The sequence below is a fragment of the Streptomyces sp. NPDC090088 genome, from assembly GCF_044747345.1.
In the GTDB taxonomy this organism is placed as follows: Bacteria; Actinomycetota; Actinomycetes; order Streptomycetales; family Streptomycetaceae; genus Streptomyces.
Window position 1 is genome coordinate 204,761 of record NZ_JBIVDZ010000005.1, and the last position, 13,605, is coordinate 218,365.

At 71.0% G+C, this 13,605-nt stretch carries 14 protein-coding genes and 1 pseudogene; 9 read left to right on the plus strand and 6 right to left on the minus strand.

Annotated elements, in window-relative coordinates:
• Positions 1-135: 135 nt before the first annotated feature.
• Positions 136-834, minus strand: coding sequence for a TetR/AcrR family transcriptional regulator (locus ACIPSJ_RS24870; RefSeq protein ID WP_401348966.1), 699 nt, complete (start codon positions 832-834; stop codon positions 136-138).
• A 104-nt stretch (positions 835-938) separates the two neighbouring features.
• Between ACIPSJ_RS24870 and ACIPSJ_RS24875 the strand changes: the two genes are divergently transcribed.
• The 3 genes from ACIPSJ_RS24875 (at position 939) to ACIPSJ_RS24885 (ending at position 3,540) form a co-directional block, all read left to right on the plus strand.
• Positions 939-1,496 carry a hypothetical protein gene (locus ACIPSJ_RS24875; RefSeq protein WP_359221408.1) on the plus strand — a complete coding sequence of 186 codons (558 nt, stop codon included), beginning with the start codon at positions 939-941 and terminating at the stop codon, positions 1,494-1,496.
• Between the two features lie 759 nt (positions 1,497-2,255).
• A complete protein-coding gene (locus ACIPSJ_RS24880; RefSeq protein ID WP_359221406.1) occupies positions 2,256-2,630 on the plus strand; it encodes a hypothetical protein in 375 nt (124 codons plus the stop codon).
• Positions 2,631-2,859: 229 nt separating this feature from the next.
• Positions 2,860-3,540 carry an SMI1/KNR4 family protein gene (locus ACIPSJ_RS24885; RefSeq protein ID WP_401348968.1) on the plus strand — a complete coding sequence of 227 codons (681 nt, stop codon included), beginning with the start codon at positions 2,860-2,862 and terminating at the stop codon, positions 3,538-3,540.
• 68 nt (positions 3,541-3,608) lie between these two features.
• On the opposite strand, the gene ACIPSJ_RS24890 is transcribed toward ACIPSJ_RS24885, so the two are convergent.
• Entirely contained in the window at positions 3,609-4,016 is a 408-nt protein-coding gene (locus ACIPSJ_RS24890; RefSeq protein ID WP_401348969.1) for a RidA family protein, read from the minus strand.
• Positions 4,017-4,158: 142 nt separating this feature from the next.
• On the opposite strand from ACIPSJ_RS24890, the gene ACIPSJ_RS24895 reads away from it, so the two are divergent.
• Positions 4,159-4,539, plus strand: a complete 381-nt coding sequence (locus ACIPSJ_RS24895; RefSeq protein ID WP_355726408.1) for a helix-turn-helix domain-containing protein — start codon at positions 4,159-4,161, stop codon at positions 4,537-4,539.
• A 74-nt stretch (positions 4,540-4,613) separates the two neighbouring features.
• Here the strand turns inward: ACIPSJ_RS24895 and ACIPSJ_RS24900 are convergent, their stop codons facing one another.
• Positions 4,614-5,549, minus strand: a complete 936-nt coding sequence (locus tag ACIPSJ_RS24900) for a LysR family transcriptional regulator (protein ID WP_401348971.1) — start codon at positions 5,547-5,549, stop codon at positions 4,614-4,616.
• A 129-nt stretch (positions 5,550-5,678) separates the two neighbouring features.
• Here ACIPSJ_RS24900 and ACIPSJ_RS24905 point away from each other — a divergent pair, with 129 nt between their 5' ends.
• Positions 5,679-6,629, plus strand: coding sequence for a DMT family transporter (locus ACIPSJ_RS24905; protein ID WP_401348973.1), 951 nt, complete (start codon positions 5,679-5,681; stop codon positions 6,627-6,629).
• Positions 6,630-6,901: 272 nt separating this feature from the next.
• Here ACIPSJ_RS24905 and ACIPSJ_RS24910 read toward each other — a convergent pair whose 3' ends face one another.
• The 3 genes and pseudogenes from ACIPSJ_RS24910 to ACIPSJ_RS24920 all read right to left on the minus strand — a co-directional run bounded on the left by ACIPSJ_RS24910 (position 6,902) and on the right by ACIPSJ_RS24920 (position 8,675).
• Complete coding sequence (locus tag ACIPSJ_RS24910; protein ID WP_359221434.1) at positions 6,902-7,594, minus strand: response regulator transcription factor; 693 nt, start codon at positions 7,592-7,594, stop codon at positions 6,902-6,904.
• A gap of 401 nt (positions 7,595-7,995) precedes the next feature.
• A pseudogene (locus tag ACIPSJ_RS24915) lies at positions 7,996-8,287 on the minus strand (ATP-binding cassette domain-containing protein); the annotation flags it as partial.
• Positions 8,288-8,303: 16 nt separating this feature from the next.
• The gene (locus ACIPSJ_RS24920) at positions 8,304-8,675 is read right to left on the minus strand and encodes a DUF4333 domain-containing protein (protein WP_401348974.1); all 372 of its coding nucleotides are present in this window, start codon (positions 8,673-8,675) and stop codon (positions 8,304-8,306) included.
• Positions 8,676-8,836: 161 nt separating this feature from the next.
• Here ACIPSJ_RS24920 and ACIPSJ_RS24925 point away from each other — a divergent pair, with 161 nt between their 5' ends.
• From ACIPSJ_RS24925 to ACIPSJ_RS24940, 4 genes are read left to right on the plus strand one after another with little or no spacing between them, the layout of a single operon-like run.
• Complete coding sequence (locus ACIPSJ_RS24925; protein ID WP_401348975.1) at positions 8,837-10,210, plus strand: histidine kinase; 1,374 nt, start codon at positions 8,837-8,839, stop codon at positions 10,208-10,210.
• The gene (locus ACIPSJ_RS24930) at positions 10,180-11,586 is read left to right on the plus strand and encodes an ABC transporter substrate-binding protein (protein WP_401350084.1); all 1,407 of its coding nucleotides are present in this window, start codon (positions 10,180-10,182) and stop codon (positions 11,584-11,586) included. Before ACIPSJ_RS24925 ends, ACIPSJ_RS24930 begins: the two co-directional genes overlap by 31 nt.
• On the plus strand, positions 11,579-12,520 hold the full coding sequence (locus tag ACIPSJ_RS24935; protein WP_401348978.1) for an ABC transporter permease: 942 nt from the start codon (positions 11,579-11,581) through the stop codon (positions 12,518-12,520). The genes ACIPSJ_RS24930 and ACIPSJ_RS24935 overlap by 8 nt, the downstream gene beginning before the upstream one ends.
• Positions 12,517-13,605 (plus strand): ABC transporter permease, encoded by a 1,089-nt coding sequence (locus tag ACIPSJ_RS24940; RefSeq protein WP_401348980.1) that lies wholly within the window; start codon positions 12,517-12,519, stop codon positions 13,603-13,605. Before ACIPSJ_RS24935 ends, ACIPSJ_RS24940 begins: the two co-directional genes overlap by 4 nt.

Below are 13,605 nucleotides of genomic sequence, written 5' to 3' on the forward strand. Positions count from 1 at the left end.
GGCGGCTCGCCCGGCGGCACACCGCGTCCTTCGCCCGCCGGACATGCCACACCTGGCCGGCTGTGCCCGCTCCGGCAGGAGACCACGCCCGGGCTCGCTCGGCGCTCGGCGTGGCTGGTCGTGTCCCGGCCTCGGTTACGCGCTGGGTGGCGAGCAGTCGATGTCGGGGACCGTCGTCGCTGCCGAGGGGGTCTGGCCGGGTGTGGAGTCGGTCTGATCGTCGAGCCCGCGGGCGGTGTGGATCCGCAGCAGTCCTTCGATGCCGCGCAGCAGGGTCTCGCCGGCCGCGACGGGGTCGCCGAGGTAGCCGGCGCTCATCGCGCCGTCGCGGAGCATGACGAAGTGCTGCCCGGCGTGGTCGGCCTGCGCGGTTGTGATCTCGGCGAAGAGTCCGGTGATCGTCCGCAGGAACCACTCGCGGTGTTGTACGACGGCACGGTGGACCGGGTGGTCGGGATCGGGGAATTCCGCTGCCGCGTTGAGGAAGGCGCATCCGCGGTAACCCGGTGAGCGGATCTGCTCGACCAAGGACACGCCGATGCCCCGCAGGATGCCGTCGGGCGGCACGTCCGCGGCTGTCAGGGAGTCGATCTGCGCGCGGATCGCCTGGTCGACGCTTCCGATGTAGGCGACGGCGAGGTCTTCTTTGCTGCGGAAGTGGCGGTAGAAGGTGGCGTTGGTGACCTTCGACTCGGCGACCAGACGGTCGACGCCCACCGTGTGGATGCCCTCCGCGTAGAAGAGCTGCCCGGCGGTCCTCAGGAGCCGCTCCCGGGCCTCGGAGACTCGCCTGCCGGTGCCTGTGCCGGCTTCCGTCTTCGTCATGCCACCCATGTTAGCGGGTAGAACGCTCTCTCTTGTTTTCACGGAACGGGTGTGCCAGTCTGCAAAACAAGAGAGAGCGTTCTCTCTGCCAACCGCAGTGACTGGAGAACCCCATGGCATCCACCGCCTCCGCCGAGCCCGTCGGCGCCACGCCCGCCCTGCGCCGGCTGTACGTCGTCCGCTTCGCCTTCGCCATCGTGTGGGCCGCACTCCTGCTGGTGTCCGGCTCCGAACTCACCGTCGCGGCCAGGCTGCTGCTGTTCATCTATCCCGCCTTCGATGTGGCCGCGGCCGTCGTCGACGCCAGGTCGGCGCGTGCCGCCGGGCCGGTCAGGGGCCTGTACGCCAACATGGCCGTCAGCGTGCTCGCCGCCGTCGGCGTCGCGGTCGCCGGCGCCTCGGGCGTCGCCGACGTGCTGCGCGTCTGGGGTGCGTGGGCCGTCGCCTCCGGGCTGGTCCAGCTCCTCGTGGGCGTCGCGCGCCGGCCGATGGGCGGCCAGTGGCCCATGATCGTCAGCGGCGGTATCTCGGTGCTGGCCGGTGCGAGCTTCATCCGAAGCGCCTCGCAGGACACCCCCTCGCTGACCGCCCTCGCCGGCTACGCCACGCTCGGAGGGATCTTCTTCCTCGTCTCGGCGTTCCGCCTGTCCCGCTCGACCCCCAGGAGCTGACCGGACGGGCGACCCACCGCTGAAGGCATGAAGCAACCTGTGGTGCGCACGGCAGGGCGCCCCAGCCCCCCCGCCTGAGGAGCACCGAGCGAGGCGACGCCGGGTCAAGGTCCGGAGCCGGGCGCGGGGGATTCTGGTGGTGTCCCGGACGCGCTGAGCCTGATCAAGGCGTCCAGGACGAACGCCTCGCCGTCGACGTCCTGTACGTGTCGGACAGCCCCATGCGGGCCGCCCGGCGGCCGGTCGGCCGAACCGGCGGGGCGGAGGCTACACCCCATGGGCTGCTTCGAACGGCATCGCTCCCGCGGCGCCGCAGCTTCCAGCCTTGGTCGCCGACCACGGCCGACGAGCTTGCCATCCGAGACCCGCGCGGCGCCTTCGCTTCCGGCCGATTCGGCGCGGGTGCGCAGCAACAGGCTCTGAGCGAGGGCGTCAGAGTCCTTCAGTACCGCGGGCATGGGGGAGCGGCGCTATCCGGCGGCCGGGGGCACCGTGCGCGTCGGCTGCTCGCCCGGACTTGGTAGGCGCCCGGCTGAAGCCGGCCGGGCCTCGAGACCCGCGCCCGCCGGCCGAGTTTGGCCTCCGTGGGCTTCGGTTCGCCCGCAACGACACCGCGGCCGGCTCATCGAATACATCTACGACGAACGGTTGATCCCTCTCGCGAGGCGAGCCGATTTCTGTCGATTGTCTTGATATTCCTCTGGCAAGTTCACGCATGAGGCGCGAACTGTCCACCGGAACAAGCGAAAGCAGAACTCTGTGCTCAAGAAGTCTCTCGTGGCCGCCGCGGCCGTAGCGATGGTGTTCGGAACGGCCGGGCTGGCGCAGGCCGACTCGGATCTGCACATCGTGCAAGGAGCCGAGGTCACCATTCCCCCGGCCACCGGCAGCTTCGCCGGCAACGCCGCGGCCACCGCTACCTGCCCCGCCGGGGAAACGCTCACAGGCGGCGGGGCGAACGTGACATCCGGCAACTCCTACACCCAGAACTACAAGCTGGTCTCCAGCTTCCCGAACGGCAACCAGCAGTGGTGGGCCTTCGCCACCAACATGGACCCCAACACCCCCGGCAAGCTCAGGGCATACGCCATCTGTGCCAGGGTCACCAACGTGGACGTGGTCACCGCCCCGTAAATGGGCGTACCTGTCTGCTGCTCAGGCCCGTCAACGTCAGCGTTGGCGGGCTTCATCGCAGCCATGCGGGGATCACGGCGACGCCGCATCGGGCAGGCCGCCGGATGCCTCCCGCACCAACGGAGAACCGCCAGACAGCCGTGGCGGAAGGCCAGCAGTGCAACTGCCGCGGCGGTGGTGGTGGGCCTGGCGCCCGGGATGTCGGCGGCGGCACGTACGGTGTGGGCTCATGACTGATCAGCGGTGGGTGGGTGTACGGCAGCGGGTCGGGGCGGTGGCTGCGGGGCCTGCGGGCGGCAAGGTGTTCGGGGCGTCGGGGCACAGGTGGGTCGTGGAGGACCCGCTCACCCGGGATGAGCTCGCCGAACTCGAGGGTCAGCTAGGGGTGCGGCTACCGGAGGAGTACCGGGCCTTCCTGCTTCACGTTGGTGCGGGTGGTGCTGGTCCTGCGTACGGCCTGTTCCCCGTTCGACGCGTGCAGGGCCGCTGGCGTTGGGAAGGCGACGGCGCGGAGATGGTCGACCTGTCGAGGCTTGCCGAGCCGTTTCCCGACCAGGGCCCGGACCCGAAGCTGCTGCGGGAACTCCTGGCCCAGTGTCCCGAGGAGGACGACTTCGGCGACACCGAGGACTTCGACGACGCAATGGAGGCGTGGGACGAACGGTGGGAAGCAGCCATGTTCGCCCCGGAGCGCACCGCCGGCGCGATCGTGATCTCCCACCTGGGTTGCGCCCAGAGGGAGTGGCTGATCGTCAGCGGCAGCCACCGCGGCACGATCTGGTCCGACTGCCGGGTGGACGACGTCGACCTCGTCCCGCTCCTCGACGAGGACGGCAGGCCCGTGACGTTCGCCCACTGGTACACCGACTGGCTGCGGAAAGCCGAGCACACAGCCCTGTCGGTGTCGTAGACCCGACGCTCCGTGCTGCTGAGCAACGCGGTTGGCCATTGCGTGCTCGGTGGGCACGGGGCGTCTGCTCAGTCGAGGACCGCGGTGGCTTCGATCTCGACCAGATGGTCGGGGATGTCCAGTGCCGCGACGCCTATCAGGGTGGTGGGCGGGACCGGGGTGACTCCCAACTTCGCGGCCGCCCGGGATATGCCTTCCAGGAGCGGGGGCATCTTGTCGGGGGTCCAGTCGACGACGTAGAAGGTCAGTTTCGCAACGTCGCCGAAGGAGCCCCCGGCCTCGGCCAGGGCGGTGCCGATGTTGAGGTAGCACTGCTCGACCTGGGCGGCGAGGTCGCCTTCGCCCACGGTGACTCCGTCGGCGTTCCAGGCGACCTGCCCGGCGATGAAGACCAGCTTCGACCCGGATGCGATCGACACCTGCTGGTAGACGTCGATCTTGGGCAATCCGCTGGGGTTCATCAGGGTGATGGCCATGCTGTCTGTCTCCTTGTCATGAGTGCCCGCGGGTTCGTGTCCACGCGATCAGGGCGCTCTCACTCTCTTGTGGTTACTCAGGAACCGTAGGAGAGTGAGCGCTGACGTGGAAGAACGCACTTTTCAGTGACTGGGGAACCTGATGGTGACCAAGCAGTTCAGGGGCTCACCCGACGAAGCGGACCTCAGACGCGCGGATTCCCTGGCGCGGGAGATCTTCTCCGACGTTGCCAACAAGTGGGCGTTCCTGATCATCGAGACCCTCGGTGAGCGCACCCTGCGCTTCAGCGAACTGCGGAACGAGATCGAGGGCATCAGCCACAAGATGCTCACCCAGAACCTGCGCATGCTGGAGCGCAACGGCCTGGTCGAGCGCACCGTCCATCCCACGGTGCCACCCCGGGTCGAATACACCCTCACCGAACCGGGCCAGGGTCTGCGCGCAACCGTCGACGGAATGTGCGACTGGACCCACACCTACCTCGGTCACATCGAGACCGCCCGCCGCCGCTTCGATGCCTGACGCCTGCAACACGCAGGAAGAGCCATGTGCCGGGTCCCGCCCTGGGTGGCTCAGGCGGCGCCGAGTTCGATGCGCTACGCCGAGCTGGACGCCACTGTCGGGTGAGGTCCGTCCGGGTCGGCGGTGACGGCCGCGTCCCGCAGCGCGTCCAGCAGGCTGCGCAGGGCGGGCTGTTCGAGGGCGGTCTCCCGGGCGGCCACCGAGATCACCCGGACCGGCTCGGGGTTGCGGACCGGGCGTAGGACTACACCGGGGTGCTGGTTGCGCAGCCCGAGACGCGGCATCAGACCGACGCCGAGGCCGGCCGCGACGAAGCCCTGCGCGGTGGCGTAGTCCTCGCTCTGGATGACGAAGTCGGGGCTGAATCCGGCCGCCGCACAGGAGTCGAGGACGGGCCGAAGGCAGGGACCGGGGGGCTCGCTGCCCACCCACTGCTCACCGGACAGCTCGTGCAGGTCGATCGTCTCCTGGGCGGCGAGCGGATGGCCCAGGGGCAGTACGGCCGCGTACGGGTCGTCGAGGAGGTGGACGAGCCGGAAGCCGTCGCCCGTGCGGTCCTGGGCCGCGACAACCACGGCCAGGTCGGCCCGGCCTCGTGCCAGCTCCTGGAACGGGTCCTCCGGGTCGGTGAGTTCGAGGTCGACGCGGACGCCGGGGTGCTCGGCGCGGAGTCTGGCCAGGGCCGGCGCCATCAGGGTGGAGCCGGCCGTGGCGAAGTAGCGGACCGACAGGCGGCCGATGCGCCCCGCGCGGAGGTCGGCGAGCGCCGTCTCCGCCTGGGCGACCGCCGCACTGATCAGCGCCGCGTGCTCCGTGAGCAGCAGCCCGGCCGCCGTGGGGCGGACTCCGCGTCCGACCCGCTCCAGCAGCGCCGTACCGGCCTGCTTCTCCAGCGCCGCCACCTGCTGGCTGACGGCGGACGGGGTGTAGCCGAGGTGGGCCGCGGCCGCGGTGACCGTGCCGCTGGTGACCACCGCGCGCAGGACCTGCAGTCGCCTGACATCAAGCATGTAGTACAGCTTAACGGTATGGGTAGAAGCGTTTGCTTGTCCTCAATGCTCGGCTGGGGCACCGTCGTGGGAGTGGCAGGCCCAGGACGGGACAACCACCCGACGAGACAACGAGAACGGGGAAGCGCCATGACCGACACCAGCGGCACGCGGGCCCTGCGGGGCGGAGTGCGGGTGGCGGTGCTCGCCCTGCTGTGGGGTTCGACCTTCCTCTGGATCGAGCTGGCGCTGCGCGGGCTCTCCCCGCTCCAGGTCACGTTCGTGCGGTGTGCCCTCGGCGCGCTTGTCCTCGTCGTCGCCTGCTACGCGACGGGGCACCGGCTGCCGACGGGCGTCGCCGTCTGGCGGCACATCGTCGTCGCGGCCTTCTTCTGCAACGCCCTGCCGTTCGCGTTGTTCAGCGTGGGCCAGCAGACCGTGGGCTCCGGGCTCGCGGGCGTCCTGAACGCCACGACCCCGCTCTGGTCGATCATCCTCGGTCTCGCCCTCGGCTCGGAGCGCGGGCTGCGGCCCGTACGGCTGGCGGGGCTGCTGCTCGGCTTCACCGGCACGGTCGTCATCTTCGCCCCGTGGCGGGCGAGCGGGGCCACCGGCTGGGGTGCCCTCGCGATCCTGGGCGCCGCCGCCAGCTACGCCGTCGCGTTCGCCTACATGGGCCGCACCCTGGTCCGCAGGGGCACGCCCACGATCTCGCTCTCCGCCGCCCAACTCGTCGCCGCGAGCGGGCTGACCGCCCTCGCGGTGCCGGTCGGCGGTCTGGACGCGATCGACCCCGGCCCGACGGTCCTCGTCGCGGCCGTCGTCCTCAGCGTGTTCTGCACCGCGGCCACCTTCCACCTCACCTACCGGATCATCAACGACGAGGGCGCGACCAACGCCGCCGTGGTCGGCTACCTGCTGCCGGTGGTGTCCGTACTGCTGGGAGCCGTCGTCCTGGGTGAGGACCTGAGTGTCCGGGTGGCGCTGGGGATGGCGGTGGTACTGGTGGGTGTGGGGATGACCCGGAGGCAGGAGGCGACCACGGCGCCCGCGCAAGCTGTGGCGGCCGCCGGGGAGCCGGCATGCCCCGGACTCACTTGAGCCCGGGCCGCGCGGTACGGACTCGGGTACCTGCCGTGCCGGGCCGTGCCGGGCCGCGTTGGGCACGAGGGTGTGCGCGAAGGCGTGGTCCGTGCCCGATTCACTTGCCGGATGGTCCGAACCGGCCCTCGTGCCCAGCGGCGCTCCGAAGCCGCAGGTGGGGTGGCGGTGGTGCATGAGCCGGCCGAGGGCGCGTCGGACGACGGTGGGTGGCCCTGACGAGGTACGCAACCACAAGAGGCTCTCGTGCTGTCGGGGGAGTGGCCGCCCGCTCAGGTATGCCCATTGCGCCAGGCCCACGCGGCGATCTCGACCCGGTTCCGGGCCGACAGTTTGAGCTGGACGCTGGACAGGTGTGTCTTGACCGTGGAGAGCGAGACGTACAGCTCGGCGGCGATCTCGGCGTTGGTGCGGCCGACGGCGACCAGCCGGACCACGTCCAGCTCGCGGTCGGTGAGCGCTTCGGTGTGCGGCTCCCGGACCGGCACTGGCGTCGGGGCGGGAGCCGGCTGCTCGGTGAGGTGCTTGAGCAGGCGGACGGTCACCGAGGGGGAGACCAGCGAGTCGCCGGCCGCGGCGGCGCGGACGGCCTCCGCGAGGAGGGTGGGCCCGGAGTCCTTGAGGAGGAACCCGCAGGCGCCGCCGCGCAGCGCGCCGTAGACGTATTCGTCGAGGTCGAAGGTGGTGACCACGACCACCCGCAGCGGGTCGGGCACATCCGGCCCGGCCAGCAGCCGGGTCGCCTCCAGGCCGTCCAACCTGGGCATCCGGATGTCCAGCAGGCATACGTCCGGGCGCAGCCTGCGGGCCAGTGCCACCGCTTCCTCGCCGTCGGCGGCCTCGGCGACGACCGTCATGTCGGGCTGGGCGTCCAGGAAGAACCGGAAGCCGGTGCGGACCATGGCCTGGTCGTCGGCGATGAGGACCCGGATGGGCGGGGCGGAACCGGAGACTGGGGCGGTCATGACTCGATGATCTCCGATCCCTCGGTCCGCCGTCCGGGCCGGGTCCGCCGTCACCTTGCGCAGCAGGGGGCGGCTCGCGCCGATCGCGGCGAACATGGCCGGCGCGCCCGGTGCGACACAGACAGCGAGCTGGATCGCCTCGGCGGCGCTGATCGTGCCGCCGGCCAGGACCAGGAGCGGCAGGACCGTCTCTCGCAGCCGGGCCCGGTCGAGGACCCTCAGCGGGGTGCCCGACAGCCGCAGCAGCCCGTACACCCGCCGCCGGTCCAGCACGTTCGCGGCGGCGGTCAGGCCCGCCGAGGCCGTCGCGACGAGGAAGCTCACGGCGAGGGTGGCGGTGGCGAGCTGGGCGAGCCGGTCGGAGACCGTGATGTTCTGCGCGTCGGCATAGGCCTCGCCGTAGGTTCGACGGCCAACGCCCTTGCGATGGCGACCCGTTGGGCCTGGCCGCCGGAGAGCCGGCCGGGCTGCTGCTGCTCCAGCCCGGCCAGGCCGAGCGGCGCGAACCAGCGCCTGACCGTCGTCCGGGCGGATGATGCCCGCCAGAGTGTGCAGCAGGGTGGACTTGCCGGACCCCGACGGGCCCATGATCGCCAACGAGTCGCGCTCGCCGACCGCAACGTCGACGCCCGCGAGGGCGGTGGTGGCGCCGAACTTCTTCACGAGGCTGTGCCCGGCCAGAACCTCCGTCATTTTGCCGGGCCTCCGCTCAGCGCTCGAACTTCCAGGTCACGGACGAGTCCGTGGCCTGGACGACTCGGACCGGGATACGCACCGCGGAACCGTCCCTCTTCTTTCCCGTGCAGGTCACCGTCGCCCCGGCCACCGCCTTGAGCCCCGTCGGGCAGGTGACGCCGGTGATCTTGTCGCCGATCCAGGGGAGCGGGTGGTACCTGCTCTCGGTACGCCCCGCGACGATGTTCGCGGCGAGCGCCTTGTGACCGTCGAGGGTCACCGTGCTGAAGGCGTCCAGGCGGGTGGTCGACTCGGGGTTGGCGAGAAGATGGGTGCCGAGGGCGCCGACGGCGATGACGGCGGTGGCACCGCCGATGACTCCGATGACGAACTTGTTGCGCTGCATGGCGTACTCCTGAGACCGCGGGTGAGCGACCGGTGTGTCGTGCCATCACCCTCGCCCGCGGGCCCGGGCGCCCGCCTCGGCCGTAAGGCCATGGTCCGGCGCGGCCGCCTCGGCCGCCTCGGCCGTTCGGCCGATCCGGTGCGAGGGCGCCGGTGTCTACCGTGATCGGCACGAAGTCCGTCCCTTCCCACGGCTGCCTGCGAGGTTTCGGCGTCGGCGTGCTGGTCGCGGCCGCGGTCGTCGACGCGCTGGACACGGGCGCGGCGGGGCACAGTGTCTGGCCGGTCGCACTGGTACTGCTCACCGGCCTCACCGCGGTGCTCTGGCCGGCCGCCCGCCGTCCGCCGTGGCTCACCCCCGAACTGCGCACCACCGTCCCTGGCGCGCTGTCCGCCCTGCTGACGGTCGGTTCGCTGGTGTCCGGCGCCCGGTACCTGTTCGGCCCGGGCGAGGCCATGGTCCTGCTGTGCCTGCTGTGCCTGCTGTGCCTGCTGTGCCTGCTGTTCATCGCGGTGCGGCACCGCTCGCCGCGCTGGGTGGTGGCCCGCGGTCCGCTGGACGCGGTCGCGCTGCTGGCGACACCGGTCCGCTACGCCGGTTCGCTGTCCGACGACAACGCACCGGCCTTCATCGCCATCGGGCTCGTCCTGGTCGGCCTCACCGCCGGGCTCGCGAGCTACCTGCGCTCGCTGGACTACCGGCGGGCGGTCGCGGTCGGCGAGACACGCCGGGCGGAGCGGCCGGCCATCGCGGCCGACCTGCACGACTTCGTCGCCCACCACGTCACCGGGATACTCGTCCAGACACAGGTGGCCCGGATGATGGCGGCCACCGGCTCGGGGGAACCGGACCCGGTGCCTGCGGGCATCGAACGGGCGGCCACCGAGGCACTCGCCCCCATGAGGCGCACGGTGGGCGTGCCGCGGGACACCGGCCCGGAGCCCGACCGCCGCCCGGTCGGCGACCTGGCCGCCATCACCGAACTCACCGACGGCTTCCCCGCCCCCGGCCAGAAGGTCCCCCTCGACCGCGCCCCCGGCCTCGACACCGAGGTGCCGCACGAGGTGCAGGCGGCCACGTTCCGTGTCGTGCCATCGCGGCGCGACCGCGGGTGCGATTCACGTGCCTTTAACGCATGGGACACAAGAGGGAATCGGGAGCCACTGAGCATGTTTTTGGATCCAATCAAGCGAAGATTTCATCCATTCTCAGGATCGGTGCCCGAGGAGGCCCCATGCCGGACCACACATCTGGATCGCCCTCGACCGCCTCCGTACCGGTCTCGGCGATCGCCGCGCCGGACGTCTCGCGCCGGACGATGCTCCGCGGCGCAGGCCTGCTCGGGGTGGGCGTCGGGTTCGGGCTGCCCGCCTTGCTCACCGCCTGCGGCGCCGCCGCCGACGACGCGGACGGCGGCGACAAGAGCGGCGGCACGCTCACCCTGGCCATCGACGCCACCAGCGCCGTCAACGACCCGGCCTTCTACACGTCCTTGGGCGACTGGATGGCCGTGGACTGCATCTGCCGCGGCCTGACGTTCATCTCCTTCGAGACCAACGAGCCCACACCGGATCTGGCGGAGAAGTGGTCCGTATCCGATGACAAGATGACCTATACATTCACCTTGCGCAAGGGCGTCAAGTTCCACGACGGCACCACGCTCACCTCGGCCGACGTACTCGCCAGCCTCGGCCGCCAGTTCGACCCCGACGACAAGACGCTTCCCAAGGGCGCGACCCGGCCGCTGGCGAGCATGGGCGCCAACGTCGCCTCGCTCACCGCGCCCGACGACATGACCGTGAAGATGGTCCTCAAGAAGCCCGACCGGACGGTCCTCGGCAAGCTCTCCGACATCGGCGGCCGGATCATCTCCAAGGCCGCGCTGGACAAGTACGGCGCCGACATCGGCAAGCACCTCGTGGGCACCGGGCCGTTCGCGTTCTCCGCCGCCACCTCGGGGCAGGCCATCACGCTCAAGGCGTTCGACGGCTTCCGACTGGGCAAGCCGCCCATCGACCGGCTGGTGCTGCGCCAGGTCCAGGACCCGTCCACCATCGTCAGCTCGCTGCTCAGCGGCGATGTCTCCGCGACCCAGTTCGCCCCGTACTCCGCCGTCTCGCAGCTGCGCAAGGACAGCGCGGTAAAGGTGTACGACACCCCGCACAACGCCGACGCCATCATGCTGATCGACGCCCGCCGGATCCCCGAGCTGAAGGTGCGCAAGGCCATCAACCTGGCCGTCAACCGCAAGGCCATCCTCCAGCAGGCGTTCTACGGCATCGGCGCCGAGCCCAGGGGCTACGCCATCCCGCCCGCCCAGAGCGGATACGACACCGCGCTCGCCGACCTCAGCACCCAGGACACCGCGCAGGCCAAGCGGCTGGTCGAGGAGGCCGGGGCGAAGGGGCGCACCATCCGGCTCATGGCGGCCAGCGACTCCTGGCACCCCAAGGCCGCGCAGATCATCGCCCAGAACCTCACCGACGTCGGCTTCAAGGTCGCCACCACCTCGGTGGATCCGGCCACCTACTTCGGCCGGCTCCTCGACGGAAGCGACGACTACCACGACCTGATGATCTGGGAACGCAACACCTACGTCCCCGACCCCGACGACATGGTCGGCGCGATGGCGAGCCCCACCAGCATCTACGGCTCCAAGATCTCCGGCATGGACACCCTGAAGGGTGCCGCCTCCCTCGCCGATGACCTCTACACCGCCAAGAACCTCACCGACACCAAGAAGCGCACCGCCGCCTACACCAGGATCCAGCGCAGATGGGCCGAGGAGTACATGGTCCTGTCGATGCTGGCCTGCTTCAGCAACCTGGTCGTCAGCGGCTCGGCCGTGAAGGGCATGAACACCGACGCACTGGCCAACCACCGCTGTTACATGGAGAAGGCCAGTGTCTGAGACCAGGGCCGCGGTGGACGCCGTAGCGGCCGAGGCCGCGGCGACCGTTCCCGCGGCCTCCCCTACGGCGTCGCCGTCCGGGGCCGTCCGGGGACGGTTTCTCCGCGCGCTGCGCCGCCGTACCCTGGCCCGGTCCTGGCCCGCGCTGCTGTCGTGGCTGCTGCTGACCGTCCTCGTGCTGGTCGCCCTGCTCGGCCCGTTGCTCGTCCAGGCCGACCCTCTGCGGCAGACCTCGTCGGCGCTGCTCGCGCCCGGTTCCCCGGGGCATCCGCTGGGCACCGACGACCTGGGCCGGGACGAGCTGGCCCGGCTGGTGCACGGTGCCCGGCCGCTGCTGCTGGTCTCCTTCACGGCCACCGCGCTCGCGGCCGGCCTCGGGACGCTGGTCGGGCTGGTCGCCGGGTACACGGGCGGGCTGGTGGAGCTGGTGCTGATGCGGCTGGTCGACCTGGCGCTCGCCTTCCCGTCCATCCTGCTGGTGATCCTGCTGGTGGCGGCCGCCGGACCGGGCACGGTCAGTCTGATCCTCGGCATCGGAATCTCCCTCGCGCCCGGACTGGCCCGGCTGGCCCGTGCGCTGACGGCGCGCGAGGCCGCCAAGGACTACGTCGTCGCCTGCCGCCTCGGCGGCACCGGCGCGCCGCGCATCATGGTCCGCGAGGTGCTGCCGAACATCGGCGGCCCGCTGCTCGCCCAGGTCGTCATGACGCTGTCGGTCGCCGCCGGGTTCGCGGCGGGCCTGTCCTATCTGGGCCTGGGGATCCAGCCGCCGCAGCCGGACTGGGGATACATGGTGCAGGCCGGGCAGGAGTTCCTGTACACGGCGCCCCGGCTGGTGGTGCTGCCCGCGCTGCTCACCCTGCTGTTCGTCGTGGCCTGCAACTTCGTCGGCGACGACCTGCGTGACGCCCTCGACCCGAGGGGGACCGCATGAGCGCGGGCGCCGCCGTGCGTGCGCGACTGCCCCGGCCCACCTGGCCCGCCTGGCTGTCCGGCGCCACCGGGATGTTCCTGCGCCGGCTCGCCACGATCCCCGTCGTGCTCTTCGCACTGGCCACCCTGGTGTTCGTGGCGATACGGCTGCTGCCGGGCTCCCCGGCGACCTCCCTCGCCGCGGGCGGCAACACGGCCTCCGCCGCGCAGTTCAGCGCCAACGAGGAACGCGTCACCAAGGCCCTCGGCCTGGACCAGCCGCTGCTCACGCAGTACGGGCACTTCCTCGACGATCTGGTCCATCTGCGGCTGGGCACCTCGTTCTTCGGCTCCAACAGCGTCCTCGGCCTGCTCGGTGACGCGCTGCCCGCGACCGTGGAGCTCACCCTCGCGGCGATGACGGTCGCGGTGCTGCTCGGCGTCGTCACGGGCGTGGTCGCGGCGCTGCGCAGGGGAAGCTGGATCGACACGTCGACGCGGGCCGTCGCCACCGTCAGCTTCTCGCTGCCCTGGTTCGCCCTCGGCGTGCTGTCCATCGTGGTGTTCGGCGTGTGGCTGCGCTGGCTGCCGGTGCTGGGACGGCTGCCCAGCACCCTCGACTACAACCCGACGACCGGCTTCGTGCCGCTGGACGCGATCCTCCAGGACCGGCCCGAGCTGGTGTGGCCGTGGATCCAGCACCTGATCCTGCCCGCGGTGACCCTCGCGCTGTCGATGGCCGGCTTCATCACCCGGATCGTGCGCGCCTCCGTCCTGGAGGTCCTCGGCGACGATTTCGTGCGCACCGCCCGGATGAAGGGCCTCGGGGAGGGCGCGGTGGTGCGCGGGCACGTCCTGCGCAACGCCTGGCTGCCGATCGTCACCGTCCTGGGGCTCCAGTTCGGCTCCCTGCTGGGCGGGTCGGTCGTCACCGAGACCGTCTTCTCCTACCCGGGTGTCGGGCGCCTGCTGGTGCAGGGCGTACTCCAGCGCGACTACCCGGTCGTACAGGGCGCGGCGCTCGCGATCACACTTCTGTTCACCCTCGTCAACCACGCGGTCGACCTGCTGTACACGGTCCTCGACCCACGTCTGCGCAAAGGATGA

Bases quoted from the DNA above. Each gene is read 5' to 3' on its own strand.
- ACIPSJ_RS24870 (WP_401348966.1), bottom strand. From the start codon at position 834: ATGGGTGGCATGACGAAGACGGAAGCCGGCACAGGCACCGGCAGGCGA.
- ACIPSJ_RS24875 (WP_359221408.1), top strand. From the start codon at position 939: ATGGCATCCACCGCCTCCGCCGAGCCCGTCGGCGCCACGCCCGCCCTG.
- ACIPSJ_RS24885 (WP_401348968.1), top strand. From the start codon at position 2,860: ATGACTGATCAGCGGTGGGTGGGTGTACGGCAGCGGGTCGGGGCGGTG.
- ACIPSJ_RS24890 (WP_401348969.1), bottom strand. From the start codon at position 4,016: ATGGCCATCACCCTGATGAACCCCAGCGGATTGCCCAAGATCGACGTC.
- ACIPSJ_RS24895 (WP_355726408.1), top strand. From the start codon at position 4,159: ATGGTGACCAAGCAGTTCAGGGGCTCACCCGACGAAGCGGACCTCAGA.
- ACIPSJ_RS24900 (WP_401348971.1), bottom strand. From the start codon at position 5,549: ATGCTTGATGTCAGGCGACTGCAGGTCCTGCGCGCGGTGGTCACCAGC.
- ACIPSJ_RS24905 (WP_401348973.1), top strand. From the start codon at position 5,679: ATGACCGACACCAGCGGCACGCGGGCCCTGCGGGGCGGAGTGCGGGTG.
- ACIPSJ_RS24910 (WP_359221434.1), bottom strand. From the start codon at position 7,594: ATGACCGCCCCAGTCTCCGGTTCCGCCCCGCCCATCCGGGTCCTCATC.
- ACIPSJ_RS24920 (WP_401348974.1), bottom strand. From the start codon at position 8,675: ATGCAGCGCAACAAGTTCGTCATCGGAGTCATCGGCGGTGCCACCGCC.
- ACIPSJ_RS24930 (WP_401350084.1), top strand. From the start codon at position 10,180: ATGGCCGTGGACTGCATCTGCCGCGGCCTGACGTTCATCTCCTTCGAG.
- ACIPSJ_RS24940 (WP_401348980.1), top strand. From the start codon at position 12,517: ATGAGCGCGGGCGCCGCCGTGCGTGCGCGACTGCCCCGGCCCACCTGG.